The 25340-nt window shown below is 36.5% G+C and carries 22 protein-coding genes; 16 read left to right on the top strand and 6 right to left on the bottom strand.

What is annotated here, in order from left to right; genetic code table 11:
- Positions 1–111 precede the first annotated feature (111 nt).
- From C8J95_RS13990 to C8J95_RS14015, 6 genes are all read left to right on the top strand, one after another.
- Positions 112–921, top strand: a complete 810-nt coding sequence (locus C8J95_RS13990; RefSeq protein WP_107809084.1) for a hypothetical protein — start codon at positions 112–114, stop codon at positions 919–921.
- A 157-nt stretch (positions 922–1078) separates the two neighbouring features.
- Entirely contained in the window at positions 1079–1825 is a 747-nt protein-coding gene (locus C8J95_RS13995) for a phytanoyl-CoA dioxygenase family protein (protein WP_107809083.1), read from the top strand.
- Between the two features lie 136 nt (positions 1826–1961).
- Entirely contained in the window at positions 1962–2777 is an 816-nt protein-coding gene (locus tag C8J95_RS14000) for a Cof-type HAD-IIB family hydrolase (RefSeq protein WP_107809082.1), read from the top strand.
- Positions 2778–3002: 225 nt separating this feature from the next.
- Positions 3003–3581, top strand: a complete 579-nt coding sequence (gene nudK / locus C8J95_RS14005; RefSeq protein WP_107809081.1) for a GDP-mannose pyrophosphatase NudK — start codon at positions 3003–3005, stop codon at positions 3579–3581.
- 116 nt (positions 3582–3697) lie between these two features.
- On the top strand, positions 3698–4018 hold the full coding sequence (locus C8J95_RS14010) for a nuclear transport factor 2 family protein (protein WP_255412823.1): 321 nt from the start codon (positions 3698–3700) through the stop codon (positions 4016–4018).
- Between the two features lie 76 nt (positions 4019–4094).
- Positions 4095–5363, top strand: a complete 1269-nt coding sequence (locus C8J95_RS14015) for an acetyl-CoA C-acetyltransferase (protein ID WP_107809080.1) — start codon at positions 4095–4097, stop codon at positions 5361–5363.
- A gap of 169 nt (positions 5364–5532) precedes the next feature.
- On the opposite strand, the gene lpdA is transcribed toward C8J95_RS14015, so the two are convergent.
- Genes lpdA through C8J95_RS14030 form a run of 3 tightly spaced genes read right to left on the bottom strand, consistent with a single transcriptional unit; the run spans position 5533 to position 8771 of the window.
- A complete protein-coding gene (gene lpdA, locus C8J95_RS14020; RefSeq protein ID WP_107809079.1) occupies positions 5533–6933 on the bottom strand; it encodes a dihydrolipoyl dehydrogenase in 1401 nt (466 codons plus the stop codon).
- A gap of 24 nt (positions 6934–6957) precedes the next feature.
- Positions 6958–8130 (bottom strand): acetyl-CoA C-acyltransferase, encoded by a 1173-nt coding sequence (locus C8J95_RS14025; protein WP_107809078.1) that lies wholly within the window; start codon positions 8128–8130, stop codon positions 6958–6960.
- Between the two features lie 47 nt (positions 8131–8177).
- A complete protein-coding gene (locus C8J95_RS14030; RefSeq protein ID WP_107809077.1) occupies positions 8178–8771 on the bottom strand; it encodes a TetR/AcrR family transcriptional regulator in 594 nt (197 codons plus the stop codon).
- 195 nt (positions 8772–8966) lie between these two features.
- Here C8J95_RS14030 and C8J95_RS14035 point away from each other — a divergent pair, with 195 nt between their 5' ends.
- The 3 genes from C8J95_RS14035 (at position 8967) to C8J95_RS14045 (ending at position 11382) form a co-directional block, all read left to right on the top strand.
- The gene (locus C8J95_RS14035) at positions 8967–9536 is read left to right on the top strand and encodes a dihydrofolate reductase family protein (protein WP_107809076.1); all 570 of its coding nucleotides are present in this window, start codon (positions 8967–8969) and stop codon (positions 9534–9536) included.
- Positions 9537–9661: 125 nt separating this feature from the next.
- Positions 9662–10711, top strand: a complete 1050-nt coding sequence (locus tag C8J95_RS14040) for a bifunctional transcriptional activator/DNA repair enzyme AdaA (RefSeq protein ID WP_185124614.1) — start codon at positions 9662–9664, stop codon at positions 10709–10711.
- Between the two features lie 50 nt (positions 10712–10761).
- Positions 10762–11382, top strand: coding sequence for a trans-aconitate 2-methyltransferase (locus C8J95_RS14045; RefSeq protein WP_107809075.1), 621 nt, complete (start codon positions 10762–10764; stop codon positions 11380–11382).
- A gap of 8 nt (positions 11383–11390) precedes the next feature.
- Here the strand turns inward: C8J95_RS14045 and C8J95_RS14050 are convergent, their stop codons facing one another.
- From C8J95_RS14050 to C8J95_RS14060, 3 genes are all read right to left on the bottom strand, one after another.
- On the bottom strand, positions 11391–12974 hold the full coding sequence (locus C8J95_RS14050) for a helix-turn-helix domain-containing protein (protein WP_107809074.1): 1584 nt from the start codon (positions 12972–12974) through the stop codon (positions 11391–11393).
- 459 nt (positions 12975–13433) lie between these two features.
- The gene (locus C8J95_RS14055; protein WP_107809251.1) at positions 13434–15158 is read right to left on the bottom strand and encodes a hypothetical protein; all 1725 of its coding nucleotides are present in this window, start codon (positions 15156–15158) and stop codon (positions 13434–13436) included.
- 76 nt (positions 15159–15234) lie between these two features.
- The gene (locus C8J95_RS14060; RefSeq protein ID WP_107809073.1) at positions 15235–15450 is read right to left on the bottom strand and encodes a hypothetical protein; all 216 of its coding nucleotides are present in this window, start codon (positions 15448–15450) and stop codon (positions 15235–15237) included.
- Positions 15451–16025: 575 nt separating this feature from the next.
- Here C8J95_RS14060 and C8J95_RS14065 point away from each other — a divergent pair.
- The 7 genes from C8J95_RS14065 to C8J95_RS14095 all read left to right on the top strand — a co-directional run bounded on the left by C8J95_RS14065 (position 16026) and on the right by C8J95_RS14095 (position 25161).
- Complete coding sequence (locus C8J95_RS14065) at positions 16026–16919, top strand: AraC family transcriptional regulator (RefSeq protein WP_107809072.1); 894 nt, start codon at positions 16026–16028, stop codon at positions 16917–16919.
- A 452-nt stretch (positions 16920–17371) separates the two neighbouring features.
- A complete protein-coding gene (locus C8J95_RS14070) occupies positions 17372–18526 on the top strand; it encodes an efflux RND transporter periplasmic adaptor subunit (protein WP_107809071.1) in 1155 nt (384 codons plus the stop codon).
- Positions 18527–18547: 21 nt separating this feature from the next.
- Positions 18548–21691, top strand: coding sequence for an efflux RND transporter permease subunit (locus C8J95_RS14075; protein ID WP_107809070.1), 3144 nt, complete (start codon positions 18548–18550; stop codon positions 21689–21691).
- A gap of 13 nt (positions 21692–21704) precedes the next feature.
- A complete protein-coding gene (locus C8J95_RS14080; protein ID WP_107809069.1) occupies positions 21705–23132 on the top strand; it encodes an efflux transporter outer membrane subunit in 1428 nt (475 codons plus the stop codon).
- 132 nt (positions 23133–23264) lie between these two features.
- Positions 23265–24062, top strand: a complete 798-nt coding sequence (locus C8J95_RS14085; RefSeq protein ID WP_255412818.1) for a hypothetical protein — start codon at positions 23265–23267, stop codon at positions 24060–24062.
- A 10-nt stretch (positions 24063–24072) separates the two neighbouring features.
- Positions 24073–24573, top strand: a complete 501-nt coding sequence (locus C8J95_RS14090) for a MepB family protein (RefSeq protein WP_107809068.1) — start codon at positions 24073–24075, stop codon at positions 24571–24573.
- Positions 24574–24672: 99 nt separating this feature from the next.
- On the top strand, positions 24673–25161 hold the full coding sequence (locus C8J95_RS14095) for a hypothetical protein (RefSeq protein WP_107809067.1): 489 nt from the start codon (positions 24673–24675) through the stop codon (positions 25159–25161).
- Positions 25162–25340 lie beyond the last annotated feature (179 nt).

Consider the following 25340-nt stretch of genomic DNA (forward strand, 5'->3'; position numbering starts at 1 on the left):
GGGTTAGAAAGTTCTTGGAAAGTTTTTGGAAAGTTTTTCAGCTATTTTGTACGGAAAACCGTATTTTTTTTAACAACGGATATTCTATTTTGCCAGTAAAATTTTAGAAGTATGGCGAAATTTTTAGCCCAAAAGAAAAAATTGCTTGAAGATATCTACGAAAAGGCTTCTAGTGAGACAACAGAAATTTCATTTAGTGGCATTACTAAGTATCTTGAAAGAACATTTAAAGATGATTATAAAATTCAGTTGAGTTATAAAGCTTTTGAAAACTATTATAAGGCAATAGTAAAGGAAGAAAATGGAGATTATAATATAAAGACCAATATATTAGATGACCTGAGTAAATATCTCGGATATAATACTTTTAAAGAGTATTGTTCAGAATGGAGAACTATTGAATATTCAATAAATCATACAATCTCTAAAATAGTTATTAACATTGTAAATAAGCCTCTTTTAACCCTCCCTGATTTTTTTCAAAAGAAAAGTAATATGGGAATTATAGGAATTATTCTTTTACTTGGAACCTTTATTGGTGGTGTTGGTTTTATTCGACAGAAAAGTGGCCTACTTAGGAATGAATCTATAACTGATAGTATTATACATCTCATAGGAGGGGTCGAACCTAAAAAAGAATGCATGTATTGGAATGACAGCACGTACACTGCTACTGTATGTGAAGACAAGAACCCACACCGTCTCATTATTCCTATAGATTCTACAGAGCTCAACTATTTTAAAAAAATTACCAGACCGGATACTTTGACAATAGAAAATGCATTAGATAAAATATGGTATTCTAAACGCTGGAACCACGTAGATTTCTTTACTACCATCAACAGAAAAGGGACCAACCCCAAGAACGGAGCGACACTACGACCGGTTACTGAAACTATTATTGAGAAATATGCACGTTAAAGAATAGTAGTCAAAACATAAATATTACAATCTAATAATCAATAATTTACTAAATTAACAGAACTTAAAATTCTATGCCTGCAAAAGGAAAAGATTTATTGTATATTTGAAAGAGGTTAGGTTTTTGTATAACCTTATTCAAAATCACGACATCACAATGCAGCATAACGACTATAATGATTCCGGCTATATTCACTTTGAAAATTTTTTTGCAGAGACCAAACTGCAGGAGACAGAACGTATCCTTAAAAAATTTCATAAAAGTTGGCTGGCTGTCAATGCAGAAGGTTATAAAAATGGCTCTATCAATAGCCATAGTATAACATCCGGTGAGTTTATTAACGAACAGGAGCGGCTTACAATATTTCGTTTTATAACTCAGGAAAAAATAAAAAACATTGTTAGTTCTATTTTTCCGGCTAAAGCTGTATTCCTGAATACTCAGCTATTTTTTGATCCGTTCAATCCGCTGCAGCAAAATTACTGGCACCGCGACATTCAGTATACGGGACTTAGCATTGATGATCAAAAAGAAGCTATCCAACACCAAAACGTTGTACATTTCAGAATTCCATTCAAACCTGAATTAGGTATTGAACTCGTTCCGGGAACTCATAAAAACTGGGATCTGCCGGAAGAATCAGAAACCAGATTATCTTTGAACGGCCGAAAACCGGGCGATGGCTTGGAAAGAGGAAAAGTTATAAGCCTGGACCGCGGGGACTTGTTAGTATTTTCTGCAAATATGATTCATAGAGGATTGTACGGTAGAAACCGTTTTTCTTTTGATATTATTTTTTGTGATGACACACCTGATTTTAAAGAGTTCATAGATCCTAAGAACCAACCTACTCCACAGGAATTGGAAGTACTGGACCGTCAGCTATTTCTGAATAATTCCTGAATTGTTTTTAATAATATTACAAACCTTTAGTATGAAGTCTTTGTAAATATTAATCGTGTAAAAACGGCATTACTTATTTCCTGTTAATTAACAATAAGTTCTAAGAAAGTAACATTAACGATAATATTTTAAAATTATGAATCAACTAATAAACGATTCAACAAATACTAATGACATTAAAGCAGTTTTCTTCGATATTGACGGGACCCTGCTAAGCTTTAAAACGCACAAAGTTTCGGCTTCCACAGAAGAAGCCATCCAAATTTTGAAAGAAAAAGGCATTCATGTTTTTGTTTCTACCGGGCGTTCTTATAACGATATTGGACACATCAGATATCTGGATTTCGATGGTTTTATTACCTATAATGGAGGCTATTGTATTACCAAAGAAGGCGAAGTATTGTTTAAAAAATGCATTAATCCCAATGATGTAAAAGCATTACTGGATTATGCAGACAACAATCCTTTAAGCTTTTCTCTGATGTCGGAACACGGTAATTTCATTCATGATGTAACTCCGGAAATAGCCGGTATGTATGCACACCTCAACCTTCCAATACCACCGTTGGTAGATATGTCTAACACGGACATTGAAAATGTACTTCAGGGTAATATTTTCATTTCATCTGAAGAAGAGCCCGCGTTTATGGCTCAGGTAATGCCGGACTCAATTGCTTCCAGATGGTCTCCCCTATTTGCAGACGTTAATCCTAGTGGACAAAGCAAGCAAGTTGGTATAGAAGTATTTTGTAAACATTACGGAATAAACGTTTCCCAAACGATGGCATTTGGTGATGGAGGAAATGACATTACTATGCTGAAGCATGTTGCCCTGGGAGTTGCTATGGGAAATGCCAATCCGGAGGTAAAAGAGATTGCAGATTATATAACAGATGATGTTGATAATGACGGTATCCTGAAAGCACTAAAACACTTTGGAATTATAGATTAAGAAAAAAACGTCTTTCAGCCACGTTTTAGAAGAAAAAATAAAGAGGATTAACCGGGAGAAAAATGATTATTCATTTCTTTCCCGGTTATTTTTTTGATTAATTGTATTTCCGACAGGATATAATGTATAAAATACAGGATGAATTTCACAAAAAAAAATCCGTTCCAAAAGCCCTCTAATTCTTTATTTCTTTGTATGTTAGTTCCATCTAAACAATACAAAAAAATGACTCCGGACGTAAAGATTACTAACACCGAGATTTTATCTGATAATTGGTATGTACTAAGAAAAGTAACCTTTGAATACACCAAAGAAGATGGCAGCATCCAAACCCAAAGCAGAGAAGCCTATGACAGAGGTAATGGTGCAACTATCCTCCTCTATAATAAAGATACCAGAACTGTTGTTCTGACAAGACAATTCAGACTGCCTACTTACCTCAATGGAAATAAAACCGGTATGCTCATTGAAACCTGCGCCGGACTTTTAGATCAGGATAATCCTGAAGACTGTATCCGCAGAGAAACAGAAGAAGAAACTGGCTACAAAGTAAAAGATGTACGCAAAGTTTTTGAAGCCTATATGTCACCAGGATCAGTGACTGAGATTCTGTATTTTTTTATTGCTGAATATTCAAAAGACATGAAAGTTGCCGAAGGTGGTGGCCTGGAAGAAGAGGAAGAAAATATTGAAGTACTGGAAATAGATATTGACCAAGCAATGGACATGATAACAACAGGGGAAATAAAGGATGCTAAAACCATCATGCTGCTTCAGTACATTAGACTTCAACAGATATTATAATCTAACCACTATTATCACCCATGCCCAGCCTTGTATCTTTTATTGGTAATACTACATTTTCTTCTGAGCCTTCGGAAGAAAATATTGTAGCATGTGAAAGCAAATTATAAAAAGCCATAAAAGAAAGTGATATTCAGATGCTCGATCTCTTACTTCATGATGATTTGTTATTCATTCTTCCTAATGGAGAGATTATCACAAAAGAACAGAATCTAAAAAATTATAAGGACGGGATAATAGAAGTGGAAGAGTTTATCCCGAAAACAGAAAGTTTGAATATTATAGAAGACACAGCTGTAATTACACTGACCATAATGCTAAAAGGAAAATTCCAAGGAGTATATTTTGAAGAAAAATACCGCTATATCCGCTTATGGAAAAATATAGAGAATCAACTGAAAGTTATTAGGGGAAGCTGTATTCTTTTGCTGCATTAAACGGATAAAACAACATTGAAAAAAAATACCAGTTGGTATTTTTTTCGTAACTTTAATACGTTTCAAAAAGAATAACATGAATGCTAAAAAAGTTGCAATAATCGGCTATAACAGAACTCCATTTGTAAGATATAATACCGTTTTCTCCGATGCAACCAATCAGGACCTGCTTCTTTCTGCTCTTCAGGGGCTTATTAACAAATACCACCTTCAGGGCAAGTTATTAGGTGAAGTTGCCGGCGGCGCTGTTATTAAACATATTTCTGAGAGTAATCTGATCCGGGAAACTGTAATGAAAACAAATCTGGATCCGGCAACTCCTGGCTGCGATCTCCAGCAAGCCTGTGATACCGGAATTGAAGCTGCTATCTATATTGCTAATAAAATTGCTTTGGGGCAAATAAAATGCGGTATAGCCTGTGGTGTAGAGGTAATGAGTAATATTCCGTTTGAAAGCAGTCTTAAACTAAGAAAGGCTTTACTGGACGCCAATAAAGAGAAAAGTACTTTTGGAAAAATAAAACAATTACTAAAACCATCAATAAAAGACTGGTTCCCTATCCCCTACAAGGGACAGGAACCTGAAACCGGACTGGTAATGGGAGAACATACTGAGTTAACAGCCAAATATTATCAGATTTCCCGACAGGAACAGGATGCTTTATCTTTCAAAAGTCATCAGAAATTGGCCAAAGCCTATGATGAAGGATTCTATGAAGATATGATTAGTCCTTATCTGAACGTAAAAGAAGATAACAATCTGCGTAGAGATACCAGCATGGAGAAACTCGCAACACTAAAACCAGCTTTCGATAAAAAAGACGGAACACTTACTGCCGGTAATTCTACTCCGTTTACCGATGGAGCATCAGCAGTATTATTAGCCAGTGAGGAATGGGCAATAGCAAACGGACTTCCGATTCTTGCCTATATCACCCATGCAGAACTTGCCGGAATTGAATATGTACAAAACAGACAGAATTTACTCTTAGCACCTGTATTTGCTGCTGACAGAATGCTGAAGAAAGTTGACATAAAATTGGAGGACTTTGATTATTATGAAATTCATGAAGCTTTTGCAGCTCAAATTCTGGCAACACTCAAAATATGGGAAACAAAAGAATTGGCTTTGCAGTTTGGCTTACAAGATGCTTTAGGAAAAGTTGACCCTGAAAAGCTGAATGTAAAGGGTGGAAGCCTCGCAACAGCTCATCCATTTGCAGCTACCGGCGGACGAATTATTGCTACTCTGGCAAAGCTCCTGAACGAAAAAGGCAGCGGAAAAGGATTTATTTCTATTTGTGCGGCCCGTGGACAAGGAGTGACGATGATTATAGAAAAATAACTTCTTATTAAAGGATAAACAAAAGAGAGGCTGCGAATAGCCTCTCTTTTTACAATTTAATCTACTTTAACTTACTACTATTATTCTTTTGTACTTAAATATATCCGAGAAATTTGGATCTTAATTAGGGTTCATTTCAATAATTAATAATGTATTGACCTTCGGTCTTTTAGATATTAATTGCGGGCTGGCCGTAAGCCAACATGTAAGCTTCTTTTAGTACTTCTGTATAAGTTGGATGTGCATATGAAATACTGAACATATCTTTTGCTGTTACTTCATATTCCAATGCTACTACTGCCTGAGCTATACTGTCGGCAGCCCGTGGACCAATAATATGCACACCAAGAATTTCACCGTATTTAGGATCAACCAATACTTTTGCAAATCCTTCCATATCCATAGAAGCTCTGGCCCTTGCACTGGCTGAGAATGGAAATTTTCCAGATTGATAGTCAATATTATTTTTCTTCAGCTCTTCTTCTGTCGCACCTACGGATGCTACCTCAGGCCATGTATAAACTACAGAAGGAATACGTCCATAATGAATATGGGGTTTTTGTCCATCGATGGTTTCTGCGACAAAAACACCTTCCTCCTCAGCTTTGTGTGCCAACATTGCACCACCGATTACATCACCTATAGCATATATCCCGGGAACCGAGGTTTGTAACTTTTCATCGGTTATAATAAAGCCGCGCTCATCCAGCTTCACTCCTGTGTTTTCAAGTCCAAGATTTTCCGTGTATGGTTTTCGTCCTACCGCCACTAATATATAATCTGCTTCCAGAGAATTTTCCATTCCGCTTTTGTCTCTGAAATATACTTTTGTATGATCACCAAGGTTCTCAGCTTGATAAACAGCTTGCTGCAAGCGGATATCTATTCCATCTTTCTTCAGTATTTTTTGTAAGGTTTTCCCAAGCTCATGATCCATTGCAGAAATAAGATGATCTGCATATTCCAGAATACTTACTTCAGTTCCTAATCTGTTAAAAATAGAAGCCATTTCTACACCAATTACTCCGCCACCAATAATTACCATGCTTTTAGGAAGCTCTTTCAATGACAATGCTTCTGTAGAAGTTATAATTCTTTCTTTATCTATACTAATCCCCGATAAAGCCGAAGGCTTAGAGCCTGTAGCAATAATAAAATTTTTAGAAGTTACTTTTTGCGTATTACCTTCATGCAGAATTTCAATAGTTGAGTCATCCACAAAAGTAGCTGTACCTGTTACTCGGGTAATACTATTTTTTTTCATCAGAAATTCCAGCCCTTCTGTGTTTTTTTGTACAACATCTGCTTTTCTTCGGAACATTTGTTCAAAGTCCAGTCCGATAGTTTCCAAATTAATCCCATGCTGACTAAATTTCTTTAACGCATCAGAATAATGATGGGTACTATCCAATAAAGCTTTTGTAGGAATACACCCTACATTGGTACAGGTACCACCCAGACTATTATATTTTTCTACCAGTAATGTCCGATACCCTAATTGCGCACTTCTTATCGCTGCAACATATCCTCCGGGACCTGATCCTATAACGGCAACATCATAACTTTCCATATCCAAGTTTATTTTACTTCTTTTTTACATTTTCTCTATTACTATAGCACTTGCTCCTCCGCCACCATTACAGATAGCTGCTACACCATATTTCCCGTTTTCCTGTTGTAATACGTGAGTAAGAGTCGTTAGTATCCTTGCTCCTGAAGCACCTATTGGGTGACCGATAGCGACCGCGCCACCATAAACATTAATTTTGTCCGGAGAAATTCCCAACAGTTTTTCCATAGAAAGAATTACCGAGGCATAAGCTTCATTAATTTCATAGTAATCGATGTCCTCTAATTGCAGTCCGGCTCTTTTTAGAGCTTTAGGTATTGCTACTGCCGGTGTAGTGGTAAACCATTCCGGAGCTTGTGCGGCATCCGCATAACCAATAATTTTAGCTAAAGGTTTCAGGTTATATTTTGCTACAGCATCTTCCGAAGCCAACAGGAGCACTGATGCACCATCATTCAGATTACTGGAATTAGCAGCTGTTAACAAGCCCTCTTTTTCAAATACTGGTGGCAGGCCTGGTATTTTTTCGGGGATTACTTTATAAATGTCTTCATCTTCCGTAAACAAACTTTTCTCTTTTTTATGCTGAACAGGTACGGGTACTATTTCATTTTTAAATTTTCCATTTCGTGTAGCGTCCTGCGCTCGCTGATAAGAACTTAGTGCGTAGTCATCCAGCGCTTCCCGTGTAAATCCAAAATGCCTGATACCAATCTCAGCTGCATTCCCCATATGAAAATCGTGATAGACATCCCACAACCCATCTTTTATCATTCCATCTGTAAGTGCAGCATGTCCAAGCTTGTTTCCGTTTCGCATGTATATGTAATGCGGTGTATTGCTCATACTCTCCATTCCTCCTGCCAATACAACTTCATCAATACCCAACTGAATTTGTTGAGCTCCTGAAATAACAGCTTTTAAACCTGCAGCACATACTTTATTAATAGTTGTTGCATCTTTATCATCCGGAACACCAGCAAAACGAGCGGCCTGACGTGCCGGAGACTGACCGACACCTGCGCTCAGAACGTTTCCTAAATACACACTGTCTACAGCAGATTCAGGTATTTGTACTTCATTATAAATGGCTTTGATAACCAAAGCGCCTAACTGAGTAGCAGTGTAAGATGTCAGGCTACCAAGCAGTCCGCCAACAGGAGTACGTTTAGCTGCTACAATAAAAACATTTTCCATATCAAATTTTCATAATATACCAATCGGTATATTTTTAATTAAAAAAATTAAACCTTTATTTCTTCGTCAATAATTTTCAAAATACGGTCCAGTGCGATATTCAGTTGCGTTGTACTTCCCAAGGTTCTGGACAATAATACACCTCCTTCTATCAGCATCATAATAGTATAAGCATACTGTTCCGCATTGGTATCCGCTCTGAAAGTCGCTTCAGCCTTTCCTTCTTCTATAACACGAACAATTCTTTTGTGCCAGATCATAAAATATTTCTTCACAATTTCCTGAAGAAATAACAAATGATCGTCTGCTTCCGTAGCAGCATTCAGCATTGGACATCCGCCGATACTGTATATCTGATTCCAATTGTCTCTGTAAAAATTAACAAATGCACGCAGGCGCAGATAAGCATTTTTCGCAGTACGCATAGCTTCTTCAAATCCTTTATATAAAAGTGCAGCATTGTATTTAAATGCCTCTGTTACTACCTCATCCTTACTATCAAAATTTCCGTAAATACTACCTTTAGACAATCCGGTAACTTCCGTGATATCCGATAACGATGTAGCGGCATATCCCTTTGTATTAAACACCGGAGCTGTTTTTTCGATAATAAATAGTTTTGTTTTTTCAGCTTTATTCATCTCCTCTCAAAATTGCAAGACAAATATACAAACAAAATATACCAATTGGTATATTTTAAAATGATTATTTAATATTTCTTTGATTAAGACAGGTTATCTATTGTAAATCAGCAAACAAAATTAAATTCTTGCCATAAGACAATATAAGTTGAATCTGATATTGAATAATTTTATTATCTCAAAAAAATATCTGTTATGCGTAAGTTAATTTTCATTGTTCACACATCGCTGGATGGCTATATTGCCAATACAGACGGAAGTTTTGATGGTTTAAATCCCGGTAGTAATAACCTGGATTATGTTTGCAGCATTGCCGAAGATGCTGATACAATTCTTGCAGGACGAACAACCTTTCAGCTACTGAATACTTACTGGCCATATGCGTTCAAAAATCCGGAAGCCAGTCCTTCTGAAGTCCGCTATTCTACATGGTACAACTCTACCCGAAAAGTAATTGCCTCAACAACAATAGCATCTCCTGATAAGAGTACAGCAATTATTCATAAAGATATACCAGAGTACATAAAAAAACTAAAACAGAAAAAAGGTAAATCTATTGTTATCTTCGGGAGTCCGGCACTATTTCAGTCTATATTACCATTTGACCTTATAGATGAATACCATATTATTTTATATCCCGTAATTTTAGGAGATGGTATTCCGTTATTTAAAGGAAATTATGACAGACAGGAATTCTTTTTTTCCGGAATAGTACCGTTGGCTAATGGTGAGGTTGCATTAAAATGCCTTACTGGTAAGCATTAGATTCTTTGTTAATAATATATCTTTGGCAAGAAAAAGCAGTATAAATTTATCTGCAAAAAATACCTGTTAATTTTTCGGTTGTCTGTCTGCTATTGTACCCGATAACTTTGTATAAAATTAAAATTATGGAACTGACCAAAGATGTTATGTACAAGGCAATTGTTTCTAAAGATATCTCTTTTGAAGGTATATTTTTTACGGCTGTAAAAACAACCGGCATATTTTGCAGGCCTTCCTGTACCGCACGAAAGCCTAAAATAGAAAATGTAGAATTTTTCACAAACGTGAAAGACTGTATTACCAGTGGCTACAGACCATGCAAAGTGTGTAAACCTATGGAACAACTCCATCAGGTTCCTGAAGACATTCAAAAAATAATGGATGAGCTTCAGCAGGATCCTTCTCTGAAATTTAAGGATTTTGATCTCAAAAATCGGGGAACAGAGCCCAGCAGCATACGGAGATGGTTTCTGAAAAATTATGGAATCACTTTTCATGCTTACCAGAGGATGTTCAGAATAAATTCTGCTTTCAAAAAAATCCAAAGTGGTGAAAGTATCACACATTCTGCATACGATGCAGGCTTTGAATCTTTAAGCGGATTTGGGGATTCTTTTAAAAACATCTTTGGTGTATCTCCCAAAAAAGGAAAAGAACAGAATATTATCGATCTCCACAGAATTGAAACACCTCTGGGAACTATGATTGCCTGTGCTACTGATAAAGGCATCTGTTTGTTGGAATTTAGCGACCGGAAGATGTTGGAAACTGAGCTAAAAGCGATTGCAAAGATTCATAATGCTATAGTTGTACAGGGATATAACAAATTCTTCAAAGAACTGGAAAATCAACTTCAGGAATACTTTTCCAGAAAAAGAACAACATTCTCAGTTCCTTTACATCCATTAGGATCAGAGTTTCAGAATAAAGTATGGAAAATTCTTCAGGATATCCCTTATGGTATCACAAAATCTTATAAAGAACAGGCTATTGCTATCCATAGTCCTGAAAGCGTCCGTGCTGTTGCCAATGCCAACGGTATGAACAGAATTTCTATCCTTATTCCGTGTCACAGAGTTATTGGCTCGGACGGAAGCCTAACCGGTTATGGCGGTGGTATCTGGCGAAAGAAATATCTTCTGGAAATGGAAAGAGGAGAACAATCACTTTTTTAGTTTATACTTTTATCGGATTCCGTACATTTGATTTATCAAGATTAGATGGCATGGAAGATTCAACAAGAAAAAATCATTGGGAAACAGTCTATGAAACCAAAAATCCGGATCAGGTAAGTTGGACACAGGAAGTCCCGAAAACATCTTTGGATTTTATACATTCATTTGGATTGGATAAAACCGCATCAATAATTGACATTGGTGGCGGGGACAGTAATTTAGTTGACTTTCTGCTTCGTGAAGGTTATGAAAATATTTCTGTACTGGATATTTCGGCAAAAGCACTGGAAAGAGCAAAAGAACGTCTGGGAGAAGATGCCGAAAGAGTTAAATGGATTGTAAGTGACATTACCAGTTTTGAGCCTGAAACCCATTATGATATATGGCATGACAGGGCTACCTTTCATTTTCTGACAACACCGGAACAAATTGCAAAATACGCCAGCATTGCTGAACAATATGTTACTGGCTATATGACTATCGGAACATTTTCTGTTGACGGACCAACAAAATGTAGCGGTCTCGAGATTATACAATACGATGAGCAGTCTTTATCTCTGAAACTGGAAGATAATTTTGATAAACTTAAGTGCATTACTGAAGAGCACATAACCCCATTCAATACATCTCAGAATTTTATATTCTGTAGTTTTAAAAAACGGGAAAGCTAAGCTCTGTTTTACCTTGCAGCTACATCATCCAGATGCTTTATATATAAAGAAGGCGAAACTGATATTTCCTTTTTAAATACTGTCGCAAATTTATTCGGGGAAGAAAAACCTGCTTCCTCTGCCAGTGTGGCTACTTTATATTTTCTGTATTGCGGCATTTTTTCCAACTTAAACACTATATATTTTATCCTCAATTCGTTGATATAATTATTAAAATCTTTCTTCTTATAGGTATTAATGATATAGGAAATATACCGGGTATTGGCCCCACAATAAGTAGCCAAATAAGAGAGCGAAATATTTTTTCTGGTAAATAATGTAGAATTTTCGAATTCCCGCAGACGTAACAGTAGTTTTTGTTCTGTAGCTTGCGTCATCATTACTCCAGATTCTTCGTTATCAACTGTTTCATCTTCCTTCAGATCCGCTATCTTCACAGCAACAGAAAAATTGTTATGAATTTCTTTCGGGGAAGGTTTTTCATAAGCTTTCTTTTTCAAAATACGATTAAATCTGGTAAATGTCATTTTAAAATTCTCTCTGTACTGTGTAAAGTAAATTATATTAATCATCAAAACCAGACATATAACTATGATAATCCAGTTTTTAACATGGTTTTTCTGTTGGAGAATATTATTCTTCTTATCCATCTTCTGATAAAAATCGTTGATAAATAAGGTGGATCTGTTCGCCAGAAGATCGGTTATTGAGTCTCTTTTCTCTTGTATAACTGCAAGCTCTTCAACATCCTGAACAATAGTATAATACCTGTGAAACGTATCATACACCTCATTTTTAAGCTGCAGACAGTTTGATTTATCAGCAATGTCAGAAGCAAGCTTCGCATACTTTTTAGCCTGTCTCAGATTATCTTTATACAGATAGACTTTTGCCAGTCCGTTGTATATAAAACCTTTAATACAATAATCGGGCATGCTTTTCGCCATATATCCGGCTTTCCGGTAATGTCGCAGCGAAGTATCCATATCATTCAGATGATAATAATTCAGTCCTAAGATTTGTTCATTATTAGCTTCCGAAAAGTCATCATAATGCTTTGATGCACTGAAGAATTCCTGAGATCTCAGTACGCTTTCAATCGATTTTTGGTAGTCCTTTTTTTCAATTTCATAATAAGCGATTTCCTGCCACATCAATCCATTTATAGAATCGGTAATATCATTATTCTGTATCCTTTTGCTGGTACTAAAAGCTTTATCCATATATTTTTTGGAATGACTATAAAGCTTCAGAATACGGTACTGGGTCGCCAGAAAAATATAAACACGGGCTTTCCATTCGGTCAGATTCGTTTTTTCTATAATTTCTTCAGCCTTTAGGGCATATTCTATACACTTACTAATGTCACCTGACCGGTGATAAAGCAGCGCAGAAAGCATAAGACTTTTGGTCTTCAACAATGGTGTTTCCGATTTTATATACAAAGAATCTGCTTCCTTCAATGCTTTCAGGAAGTCATTCTGTGATTTTATCAGAATTGTTGTATCATATATCGTATTATTGATATCTTTCCTTTGAGCATACGATAAAATTGCTAAAAAATAGAAAACTGCTAAAACAACCTTCCTCATATTTAGTTAATTAGCATTTAAAATTTAATTTCAGACAAATAAGAATTTATTATTGTTAAAATAATAATACCTATTCCCTTACAGTATAGCATTCTATATAGATGAGAAAAATTGAAAAAATTATATTATTACCAAATTGGAAATTGTAGAAACACAAGTATAAAAAGTATTTTTAGTCCGTAAATAAAGAATAAAACAATTCTGACTAAAGGCCTTTCTATACTACATAATTTGGGCTGCAACAATGAATTTAGAAATTATATCATTTAAAAAATAATTCATTTATATTTAAAATAACAATAGTTTTCGGGTACTAGTCATTTTCCAGCGATATTCATACCAACAATTGTAAAAACGGGACAACCTGACAAAATTCTGGCTGCCCGTCGAAACTGCAACACAGTTTATAAACAAATGATGATGAATTATTAATTGATATAATTAATTGTGTTTTCTTTATCAGGCGTTAGGAACAGATATACTTCTCACACAACGTACGGAACGCCCCTCTGTTTTTGCAGCATTTTTTATTTCCGAATTACTCCAGCCAACCAAAAATGCAAGCCTGAAATATCTGATGTAATAGAAATTTGCATTGGAAGCGCTTGTTGCTGTGCTTGTTCCATAATAAGCAGAGCCTGCTCCCAGTAAACCAGCCACTAATCCTACCGGAGAATCAACAATAGAAGAACCAAGAATTCCCGGTGTGGAACGGTAACCATACAGAGGAATAAAAAGATTCTGAGATTTTTCCGGGTAAGCAGCATTAACACTATTACCAGTATCCAGATTCCAAACGGCACTATAAACGGCACCTACCAACAAGCCATAGTTTTCATTTTTCTGATCTGGATCCCCAAGAGAATTAAATTCAGTACTTGTCGGCATTCTCCATGTATTTTCCGGATAAATTCTGGAACACGGATCTACATTATCAGAAGAAGATCCTGTAGGTGTTGCAGACATCCAGTTCCAATAATCAAGATCTTTATCCGGGTCTGCATATTCATTATTAACTTTGAATCTGTACTGGTCTGGCTGAGATGTATTGTATGTAAGGTTAGTTCTTGCCCACAATAACCCCTTTACTCTTACTCCGGATTCTACTAACTGAGCATTAATATTATATTTGCTTGTTAAAACTGGTGTAAACGAAGCATTGCTATAAGGCACAATACTATTGGTAAAACTTCTGGTTGTATTGTTGTCCATTGTAAGATCAAGTGTACCCATTCTCAGCCTAAGATTATTAGCCGGAACAGTAGGACTGCTTACTGTATAGAAAGTCGCAGTTTTAGTTGCACCTACAGCACCTCCGGCTCCAGTTGTATTTACCATATTGGCCGCTGTAACCGCAGGAGCATCCTGCAGATTGGTATAGGTAGCTGTAAACAGGTTAAGATCTCCTGTTTTTATTATACTGGCAAAACTACTTCCTGTACCGGTTCCTACTTCCAGGGTAGATGTATTATTTATAGAGCCAAACATTCCTCTGGTATCTAGTTTTACATCGATACGGGATGTGTAATGTCTAAATACTATATTTAGATTATTCTGCCCGTATTGGGTGGTTACAACTCCTTGGTTGTACAATATATCTTTATTAGCCAGCGAACTACCGGAAACCATTCCTGTTGTAGTATTTACTGTAGGAGATACGGTAGAATTAGTAGAAATAATATACCATCTGTATTGCTTACCCCCGTCTACTTGGATATTAGGAACTATTCCTGCTGTACCATCTACATCTTTTACAAGTGCATTGCTTACAGCATCGTAAATTAACAATCGGTATTTAATTCCGTTTTGCATTGGAGTACTCGCTGCCGCTGCTGCTGTACCGGAAGAAAAGGTCGACGCAGTAGCCATCAGTCCTGTATTCATTGAAGTTGATAGCCCTTCCGCGCTTGTAATTACGTCAAAACCTCCGGCAGATACTATTTCATTTTTAGCCATTGGAGATACTCCTGTTAATTTATTACTTACAGAAGCTGAAGCGATATTGGTCATATTACCTTCTTCAGCAATACCGGTAATATTAAATGTTAGTACTGTACCTTCTGCAGGTTTGGTTGTAGGGTTGGCAGGATTCTCATCTCTGGAAGAGCATGAGATAAAAAAAGTGGTAATTATACTTAATACAGTTAGTCTGTTTATATTTTTAAGTGTATAAATATTTTTCATATTGTTCGGTGTATGTTTTAGAATTCTAATAATTGTTAACTTCATCACTGCAAGAGTGTATTTTTATAAAGTGTTTTTAAAGATCATAATTCTTATCACCTATATTTCCACTGTCGTACCAGTCATCAACCTGAGGCGTCCCGGGTGATGTTGCGTCTCCTGGACTTAATGTTGCAGAACTTGCAGCAACTCCTGTTTCCATTTCAACATAAACTACTTTCAGTTCAGGATGAACATAGCATGCTTTTTCATTGATTATAGCAGCTTCATTTTGTAAAGTTTTTTTTCTCATTCAGATTTGGTTTGATTCATTAAATTCAGTTGTTTGTTTGTAAAACAGGAAAGCGTTTAAAATATATTTTAAGCGCTTTCCCCGCATTACAAAACTAGAATGAGCTATTCCTTTAAAGAAGTGTTAGTATTATCATAATGCGTAAAACGGTAACACTACAAAACAATACAACAACCTAATAAACAGCATGTTAATCCTAACAAAAGAAAACCTGAAAAGCATTGCTCTGTAATCTGTATAAAATATCATAATTCGGAAAACAAAAAGCTTTTTGGACATACCACTAAAGATGTAGAACATAAATTATCAGGAATAACAATAAACTTTATTAATAATATACTTTTGAAAAACAGTAAAATTGTAAGACATTTCATATAATGCTAAAAGCATACAACGATAAACCTGATATATTTTTCTGGCAGTAGTAACCATATAGGATTTTCCTTTTATTGTGATAAAAAAGAGCTAATAATTGGTATTGTCTTATAAAAAATCACACAAACAGGAATAATAAAAATGTATTTATCTGATTTTCTGAAAATAAATAAATAATTTTGTAATTCTAAGTTTTCCGTATGGGAAGGGATTTCATTTCATTTTTAACGTTACAGGATGCACTCGATGTATTAAAGCTACAGGTTATCAATAAAGATATCCTCACTTATGACCTGACCAAAAAGGATTACCATTTAGAAGAAAATTCATTATACAGATCCGATTCTTTCTGTGTAATACTCGTAAAATCTGGTGTTGTCAGTTATATTTCGAATGGCGAATACCTTACACTGTATGCCGGAGATATATTATTTTCTCCAATATTAGAAACCTTCTCCATTGAATATCTGTCCGACGACTATATTGCTTCTTATGTACTGTTTACGGAAAAACCAATTACACAAGCCGGTTTCAATTACCACAATCTGTTAAAACAGCTCAGACAGGGAGAGTCTTTAATCATCAATGAGCAGCCCGAACTGTTTATGCGAATGAATTTCCATATCAGAGAGCTAAAACGGCTGAACAGCAATACACTACAGGAGTATTTTATGGAAGATATGATTTCGCATCATTTTTCATTACTGCTGTACGAATTATCCAATTACATTAAAAAAGACGGATATACCAGAAACCTGCTGTCCAGAGATGAAGAAATTACGACAAATTTTTTCACACTGGTAAAAGAAAAGCACAGATTCGAGCATAGTGTACAGTTTTATGCAGAGCAACTATTTATCACAAGAAAATATTTAAGCAAGGTCATAAAAAAAACAATGAACAAAACGCCTAAAGACATTATTAATCAAACGATTATTATAGAGTCCAAGCTTTTGTTAAAAAGAACCAATGCCAACATCAGTGAAGTCGCTGCCCTACTTGGCTTTAATGATCAGGCAATGTTTAGTAAGTTTTTCAAAAAGCAAGAAGGAAAATCTCCTTCTGAATATAAAATAGACGATAAAACCTTCTAACTAATTCTGACTACAATCAACGACAAAATATTACCAACACCAAACAAACAAATTATTCCGGAAAAATTTCAGAAAGGCTAAACCACTGAGTAACCCTTCATTATTCATTAATTTCCTGTCATTTTTTTCTTACTGACATAAGGTTGTCACGCCCCGCACCTAATTTAGCAACACAATAAAACTTTTATTTATGAAAACATCCTATTTTTCGGCATTTTTTTCTGCCCTTTATTTCATTTGTACAAAAAAACCAATAATGGTACTTTTTTGACAGAGTTTAAAACAAGTCTAAATAACAAATAACGCCAAACCACTATAAAAACAATTAATTAGAATAATCGATAATATTTATCGGGACTATTCTCAGGCGTCTTTTTGACAAATTTAGTCGATTTTTACACCTTTTTTTAAGCCTTTTTTAAGTCGAATTTTGCACACGTAAAAAAAACATTATGTATAAGAATTTTATTTTAAAGTCGTCCTTCATCGTTTCTGTGGCTCTTATCCTGGGCAGCTGCAGCAAAGGCGGCGATAATCAAGCATACAATCAACAACCACCAGAACTTCCTGTAGCCGTTATTTCTCAGCAAGATGTAACAATTCCACGAGAATATGCTGCAGCAATAGAAGGTGTTTCCACAGTGGAAATTCGTCCGCAAGTATCAGGTTATCTTAGCCGGATCTTCGTAGATGAAGGTGATTATGTAAGAGAAGGACAGGCACTTTTCAAAATCGAAGACCGTATTTTTCAGGAACAACTGAGAAGTGCACAAGCTACACTTATTTCGGCTAACGCAACTCTTGCCAATGCCAATATAGAACTAAACCGTAAAAGAGAACTTGCCAAAAACAATATGGTATCTCCTATTCAGGTAAAAGAAGCTGAAACAGCATATAATTCAGCCAGAGGTAGTGTAAGTCAGGCACAAGCAGCAATAGAGTCTGCCAAAATAAACCTTAATTTCTCCACAATTAAGGCGCCTGTAAGTGGCTATATCGGACGCTTCAAATACCGTATCGGAAGTTTATTAGCTCCTACAAATGCGGATCCTATTACGATCTTGTCGGATATCCATCAGGTATATGCTTATTTCAGTTTAAGCGAAAATGATTTTGTAAACTTCCAAAATCGGTATGCCGGAAATTCTATTGAAGAAAAACTAAAGAATACACCTCCGGTTAACCTCATCATGAGCAACGGTGGACAGTATGAGACGTCTGGTAAAATCAATGCAGTGGAAGGACAATTCAACAAAATGACGGGAGCTATTACCCTGCGCGCTGTATTCGATAACTCCAAAGCAACCCTTAGAAGCGGTAATACCGGAAAAGTATTGTTAGAGCAGAAATATGACAATGCTACATTGCTTCCTGTAGGTTCTACAATGATGATTCAGGATAAAGTATATGTTTTCTCTTTAGACAAACAGAACAAAGCTATCCAGATTCCTGTAGAAGTGGCTGGTAAAGCCGGAACCAATTACATTGTAACCGGCGGGCTTAAAGCTGGAGACCGTTATATCGTTACCGGATTCGAGAGATTACAACCTGGAACACCTGTTGTTCCGCAAAAAGAGCAAAATAAAGAACAGAAAAAAGCTCAGTAAATCGTTTTTTAAAAGTAAGTTATGCTTAAAAATATTATAAAAAGACCCGTATTAGCCACAGTTATATCTATACTGATGGTAATACTGGGGATAGTGGGAATGCTCAACCTTCCCATTACAAAATTTCCGGAGATTGCGCCACCAACCGTAATGGTTACAGCGGTATATCCGGGTGCTAATGCCGAAACCATCGCACGTTCGGTAGCACCACCTATAGAAAATGCCATCAATGGTGTGGAGAACATGGATTATATTACTTCCACAGCCAGTAACGACGGTACACTTTCCATTACCGTAATTTTTAAACTGGGAACCAATCCCGATCAGGCAGCTGTAAACGTACAAAACCGTGTTGCTCAGGTAACCAACCAATTACCTGTAGAGGTTGTACGTGCTGGTATTACTACGATCAAACGTCAGAACAGTATGATTTCCATGCTTGCATTAACAAGTAAGGATGGTAAAATAGACGAACTATTTCTGGAAAACTATGCCAAGATCAATATTATTCCGGAATTAAAAAGGGTAAAAGGTGTTGGTGATGCAATGGTATGGGGTAATAAGGACTACTCTATGCGTGTATGGTTGGATCCCGAAAAACTAAATTCATACGGACTTGCACCTATAGATATTTCCAATGCCATCCAGTCTCAGAATATTGAAGCTGCTCCTGGTAAATTCGGAGAAAACAGTAACGAGGCTATGGAGTATGTTATGCGTTACAAAGGTAAATATACCGAGCCTGAACAATATGAAAATATTATTATTAAAGCTCAGAACGATGGTTCCATACTTAGATTAAAGGATGTAGCCAAAGTAGAGTTTGGTGCTTATAGTTATGGTAGCTCTTCTAAGTTCGACAGAAAGTCTGGTCCAATGATGGCTGTATTCCAGATGGCAGGTTCCAATGCCAACGAGGTACAGATTGCCATTAACGAAAAAATGAAGCAGCTGGAAAAATCTTTCCCTCCGGGAGTAGAATATCGTATTCCATACGCTACAAAGGAATCGCTGGACCAATCTATTAGTCAGGTAATATCTACGCTTATCGAGGCATTTATCCTTGTATTTATTGTCGTATATATTTTCCTTCAGGATTTCCGTTCAACATTGATTCCGGCAATTGCAGTTCCGGTATCCATTATTGGTACATTCTTCTTTATGAATCTTTTTGGATTCTCTATTAACATTCTTACCCTGTTTGCTCTTGTACTGGCAATTGGTATTGTTGTAGATGATGCCATAGTAGTTGTAGAAGCTGTCCATGCTAAGATGGAACACCGAAAACTGAACGCACGTGCTGCGACAATGTCTGCAATGCATGAGATTTCCGGCGCAATTGTATCGATTACATTAGTAATGTCTGCTGTATTCGTTCCGGTAGCCTTTATGAAAGGATCTACAGGTTTATTCTACCAGCAGTTTGCCTTAACACTTGCTATTGCAATTATTATTTCTGCAATCAATGCATTGACACTAAGCCCTGCGCTTACGGCTTTATTCCTAAAGCCACATGAAGGAGACCACCATGAGAAGAAAAACTTTAAAGACCGTTTTTTTGCAGGATTCAATGCTGCATTCAATGCCATAACCAATCGTTACGGAAAATCTATTCTCTTCCTTATTAAGAAAAGATGGATTGCCTTTGCTATCATGGCGGTATTCGGAGGACTATTCGTATGGATGTCTATGACTACGCCTAAAGGCTTTATTCCGGATGAAGACCAAAATTTCCTAGCTATTACAGTGAATCTTCCGCCGGGAGCTTCGAAAGCCAGAACTATTGAAGTTATAAAAACTGCAGAACATTATTTATCAGGACATCCTGCTGTAGAAAATGTAATGACGGTAGATGGATTCAACATGTTTAGCTCTACCTCATCGGCTTCCGCAGGCGCTATATGGATTAAGCTGAAGCATCTTAAAGATCGTGGAGATGTAAAGAAAATAGATGATATTATCGGCCAATTCCAGGCGAAACTTGCAGAAGATAAGCGTGCTAATTTCCTTGTACTGAATATGCCTACTGTAGACGGTTTTGGTAATACGAGTGGTATGGAGCTTGTGCTTCAGGACCGTACCAATGGTGAACTTCAAAAACTGGGACAGGTTTCCTATCAAATGATGGGCGCCCTGATGCAGAGACCTGAAATTGCTGTAGCCTTTACAACTTTCGACGTATCATTCCCTCAGTTCGAGCTATTGGTAGACGAAGCTAAAGCTGCACAGCTTGGTGTAAGCCTTGCAGATGTTATGGGTGTTATGCAGGGATATTACGGTAGTATTCAGTCTTCCGATTTCAACCGATTTGGTAAATACTACAGAGTACAAATACAATCTGCATTCGATGCCAGAAAAGATCAACGATCTCTGGATGGTGTTTTTGTAAAAAATAATACCGGCGGAATGGTACCAATTAATACATTGGTAACTCTGAAGCCAACAACCGGTGCTGAAATCGTAGACCGTTTCAACCTTTTCAACGCATCCAACTTAACGGTAATGGCTAAGCCGGGATATAGTACAGGGCAGGCAATGAAAGCTGTTGAAGAAGTAAGTGAAAAATTACTTCCGCAGGGATATACCTATGATTACAAAGGGATGAGCCGTGAGGAATCTCAATCAGGATCACAGTCTACACTAATCTTTGGTTTATGTATTGTGTTTGTATACTTCCTGCTATCGGCACAGTATGACAGTTACATCCTTCCATTATCCGTATTATTAGCGATTCCGGTTGGTTTATCCGGGGTATTTATCGGAATTACATTTGCCGATATTTCCAATAACATCTATGTGCAGATTGCTATGGTAATGCTTATTGGTCTCCTTGCGAAAAATGGTATTCTTATCGTGGAATTTGCAATACAGAGAAGAAGAGTTGGAAAAAGCCTTGTTGCTGCAGCTGTAGAAGGTGCCAAAGCCAGATTAAGACCGATCTTGATGACTTCTATCGCCTTTATTGCGGGACTTACACCACTACTTTTTGTAGTAGGCCCATCGGCTTTAGGTAATCACTCTATCGGATATGCAGCAATCTTCGGTATGTTATTCGGAACCGTGTTAGGCGTATTTATTACACCAGTTCTGTTTGTTATTTTCCAATACCTGCACGAACGTATCAGCGGTAAACAAATTTCGGAAGCAGACTGGGAGTATAATTAAAATTTTAGAAAAAATGAATTCAAAAAGAATCATCTATATAACAGCGGGAATAGCCTTGGCATCCGGATTAGTCACTTCTTGTAAAGTTCAGAAGTATGAACAGCCTAAACTTACGGTACCAGAAAGCTATAGCAGCCAGCAAACTAATATCGAAGACTTTCAGAATATTGCAAAAATCAGCTACAGGGATTTCTATAAGGACCCTGTACTGGTTGCACTGATTGATAAAGCTTTAGCTGGAAACAACGATCTGCAGGTAGCATTAAAACAAATAGAACTGGCATCTTTAGGATTCCAGCAGTCTAAATGGGGAAATGTTCCTAAAGTAAGTCTGAGCATTGCGAATGCAGGTATTAACAGACCATCGGATAACAGTATTAATGGTATTAGTGCAAGTCAGTTCTTAGGTAAAAGATATACCGAGGATTATACCTCTGCCGTATCTATTTCTTGGGAAGCGGACATTTGGGGAAAAATTAAAAGTACCAAAGAAGAAGCTTTAGCAAGTTATCTGCAAACTCAGGAAGCAGCAAAAGCTGTAAAAACAAGATTGGTTGCAGAAGTAGCACAGGGTTACTACAATCTTCTGATGCTGGATAAGCAATTGGAGATTACAAAATCCAATCTGGCATTAAGTGACAAAACTTTAGCACTGATAAAAAAACAGTTTGAAGTGGGGATAGGGACTGCACTTGCGGTTCAGCAACAAGAAACCAATATGGACCAAATCAGAAAAAGCATTCCTGTAATCGAAAGTGCTATAAGCACACAGGAGCATGCACTAAATATCCTGACAGGTTCTTTTCCTTCCAGAGTTGAACGCAATATTAGTCTGGACTCCGTAGAAGCACCAACTGGTTTATCCACAGGAATTCCTTCAGAACTGCTGAGCTACCGTCCGGATATTAAAACCCAGGAACTTAATTTCAGACGAAGTGTGGCTTCTATCAATATTGCAAAAGCCAATATGTACCCTGTACTTAATATTACAGCACAAGGTGGTCTTAACGCCTTCAAAGCAAGTGACTGGTTTAGCATTCCGGGGTCTTTGTTCGGAATGGCAGCAGGATCATTGGTACAGCCATTATTACAAGGAAAACAGCTAAAAACACAATATGAACAATCAAAAATTTCTTCCCAACAAGCGGAATTACAATTCAAACAAAGTGTAATTCAGGCTGTAGGTGAAGTATCGGATGTTCTGGTTCAGGCTGATAAATTAAAAGAGCAACGTTCTATCGCAGAAGCATTGGTAAAAAGATCGAATGAAACGGTAAAAAATGCTGAAACTTTATTTAAATATAGTGAAGCATCTTACCTTGAAATGTTAGTAGCACAAACCAATAAGCTTCAGGCCGAGCTGGATCTGGCCAATATAAAAACCCAGCAACTTAATGCTACCACCTCCCTATATCGTGCTCTGGGAGGCGGATGGCAATAATAAACAATAGCTTATATTTTCTGTTTTTATTTCTAATGGCCACTCCGGGACTTGTTCCGGGGTGGTTTTGTTTTACAGAGGACGGATATCACTATGTTTATTGTGTATCTTTGATCATCAATTTCAGAGGTAATGAATCCGGAGTACATAGAAACAGAAAGTTTATCTTTAGAAAAGCTTTACATGAACAGGCTGGCAATTATTGGCTATGGCTGGCTGGGGAAACGGTTGGCTGATTATTTTTCTGACCATTACAAAATCTATACAATTAGCAAAAGCTCCAATAGCGAAGGAGGGTCGCTGCATTTCAGTATCGATTTCGATTCTGATGAGATTCTTGAAAACAACCCGGATATTAATCTTGCAGATGCAATTATTATATGCCTCCCATTTTCGCAACGGACAGCTCTGGAAATATTGACTCGACGTTTTAACCGGGTAAGCCAATATATTGGTGATTACCATGGTCCTATTTTTCTAACCAGTTCTACCGGAATATACCCACAGGATCAAAAGAACATTGATGAGACAACTTATGCCGATTCAGAACTTAGCTTCAATATGGCATCTATTGAAAACCTGATTAAAAAAAGTTTTCCACAAGTCAACATTCTTCGGCTTGGCGGGTTAATGGGAGATAACAGACAGCTAAAAAATTACAAAATAACAGATCTGGAGCAAGTTGTTAATCATATTCATTATCACGATATCTGCAGGATTATCGAAACAATGATTAATAAGAATATATCCTCCGAGACCTTTAATATTGTAGCACCTCAGCATCCCACAAAAGAGGAAGTTATCAGTATGCAGAACAATCAGGTCTGCAAAACCGTATCTGAAATAAAACAGCAACGGATTATCAGTTCTGAGAAAAGTGAACAAGTATTGAACTTCACTTACGAAAAACCAGATCCAAGGTTATTTTAAAATACCGACAATGAATGAAGAACTTTACAGATTAGAAAATATATTATTAAAAGAAAACGGTTTAAAGATTTCCATGCCGATCGAGGATTCTGAATGCGAAGAATATTTCGGTTATAATTTTCAGCTGGATCATTATAATATAAAATTTAGAAAGGCAAAAGTAACTCCTAAAAAGAATGGACAGTTTGTAACTTTATGGAGAAGGAATACCAATAAACAAACAGAGCCTTTTCATTATAATGACTCTTTCGATTTTTATATTATCGCCGCAGAATACCACGAAAAATCCGGATATTTTATTTTTCAAAAATCTCTACTGGCCGAAAAACAAATTCTAACATCTGATTCCAGGGAAGGAAAACGCGGATTTAGAGTATATCCTGCATGGGATATTCCACAAAATAAACAGGCCGAAAGAACTCAAAAATGGCAATTGGAATACTTTATAGATACAACTTTATCAGGTAATCTGATAACAGAAAAACTGAATATAATTTTCAAGATTTCATAACAGGATTCTTTAGCATCTCGGCTTTTGGCATAAATTTGGGTAACTTTATGAAGTTATTTTATTAAATAAACAATCATTTATAAACCTAAAATATCTACTATGAATCGTATTGCAAGTATTATCGGTATTGGAGCTTTGTTATTGGCAAGCAGCTGTAACTCTCCAAAACAGACTATGACAGACACAACATCTTCGACAGACAAGGCTTCTTCTGACCAGAAGAATGTTAAAATAGAATTTACTGGTACAGATAGCTTCAACATCAAGAGTGCTAAACTTAAAATAAGTTTGTACGGTGTTTCTGCTAACATTGCTGATGTTCCGGCTACATTGATTACTGAAAAAGAAATTGAACAGAAGACTGTTCCATTTACAATAGATCTTCCGGTTCCGGCTAATGCCGCAAGCCTTATTAAGCCTGCTGTAAAAGAAGGAGAACCTGTAAAATATTATGTAGCGATCACTTGGGATTCTGATGGTAACGGAAAAGAAGAAAAAGGCGATATTGTTATCGACTACGATAAGAAATTCCCAAATATTACCATTGATGGGACTACACAACAAGTGTATCTGAAAGTATCTAAGTAAAAAACTTATACACAATAAAAACCTCCTGATTTCTCAGGAGGTTTTCTTATTTATACACAATAATAAATCTAAAGATACTATTATTTATATCCAGGGTTAACCGTAATTTTATATTAGGTAAATCTAAAAAACGGTGTTATAGGCAAGTGGTGAAGTTTTTTTTGTTAGCCAGAATATAA

Source organism: Elizabethkingia sp. YR214 (assembly GCF_003058195.1).
GTDB lineage: Bacteria > Bacteroidota > Bacteroidia > Flavobacteriales > Weeksellaceae > Elizabethkingia.

Coding starts and splice junctions, on each gene's coding strand:
- C8J95_RS13990 (WP_107809084.1), top strand. CDS start 112: ATGGCGAAATTTTTAGCCCAAAAGAAAAAATTGCTTGAAGATATCTAC.
- C8J95_RS13995 (WP_107809083.1), top strand. CDS start 1,079: ATGCAGCATAACGACTATAATGATTCCGGCTATATTCACTTTGAAAAT.
- C8J95_RS14000 (WP_107809082.1), top strand. CDS start 1,962: ATGAATCAACTAATAAACGATTCAACAAATACTAATGACATTAAAGCA.
- nudK (WP_107809081.1), top strand. CDS start 3,003: ATGACTCCGGACGTAAAGATTACTAACACCGAGATTTTATCTGATAAT.
- C8J95_RS14015 (WP_107809080.1), top strand. CDS start 4,095: ATGAATGCTAAAAAAGTTGCAATAATCGGCTATAACAGAACTCCATTT.
- lpdA (WP_107809079.1), bottom strand. CDS start 6,933: ATGGAAAGTTATGATGTTGCCGTTATAGGATCAGGTCCCGGAGGATAT.
- C8J95_RS14025 (WP_107809078.1), bottom strand. CDS start 8,130: ATGGAAAATGTTTTTATTGTAGCAGCTAAACGTACTCCTGTTGGCGGA.
- C8J95_RS14030 (WP_107809077.1), bottom strand. CDS start 8,771: ATGAATAAAGCTGAAAAAACAAAACTATTTATTATCGAAAAAACAGCT.
- C8J95_RS14035 (WP_107809076.1), top strand. CDS start 8,967: ATGCGTAAGTTAATTTTCATTGTTCACACATCGCTGGATGGCTATATT.
- C8J95_RS14040 (WP_185124614.1), top strand. CDS start 9,662: ATGGAACTGACCAAAGATGTTATGTACAAGGCAATTGTTTCTAAAGAT.
- C8J95_RS14045 (WP_107809075.1), top strand. CDS start 10,762: ATGGAAGATTCAACAAGAAAAAATCATTGGGAAACAGTCTATGAAACC.
- C8J95_RS14050 (WP_107809074.1), bottom strand. CDS start 12,974: ATGAGGAAGGTTGTTTTAGCAGTTTTCTATTTTTTAGCAATTTTATCG.
- C8J95_RS14055 (WP_107809251.1), bottom strand. CDS start 15,158: ATGAAAAATATTTATACACTTAAAAATATAAACAGACTAACTGTATTA.
- C8J95_RS14060 (WP_107809073.1), bottom strand. CDS start 15,450: ATGAGAAAAAAAACTTTACAAAATGAAGCTGCTATAATCAATGAAAAA.
- C8J95_RS14065 (WP_107809072.1), top strand. CDS start 16,026: ATGGGAAGGGATTTCATTTCATTTTTAACGTTACAGGATGCACTCGAT.
- C8J95_RS14070 (WP_107809071.1), top strand. CDS start 17,372: ATGTATAAGAATTTTATTTTAAAGTCGTCCTTCATCGTTTCTGTGGCT.
- C8J95_RS14075 (WP_107809070.1), top strand. CDS start 18,548: ATGCTTAAAAATATTATAAAAAGACCCGTATTAGCCACAGTTATATCT.
- C8J95_RS14080 (WP_107809069.1), top strand. CDS start 21,705: ATGAATTCAAAAAGAATCATCTATATAACAGCGGGAATAGCCTTGGCA.
- C8J95_RS14085 (WP_255412818.1), top strand. CDS start 23,265: ATGAATCCGGAGTACATAGAAACAGAAAGTTTATCTTTAGAAAAGCTT.
- C8J95_RS14090 (WP_107809068.1), top strand. CDS start 24,073: ATGAATGAAGAACTTTACAGATTAGAAAATATATTATTAAAAGAAAAC.
- C8J95_RS14095 (WP_107809067.1), top strand. CDS start 24,673: ATGAATCGTATTGCAAGTATTATCGGTATTGGAGCTTTGTTATTGGCA.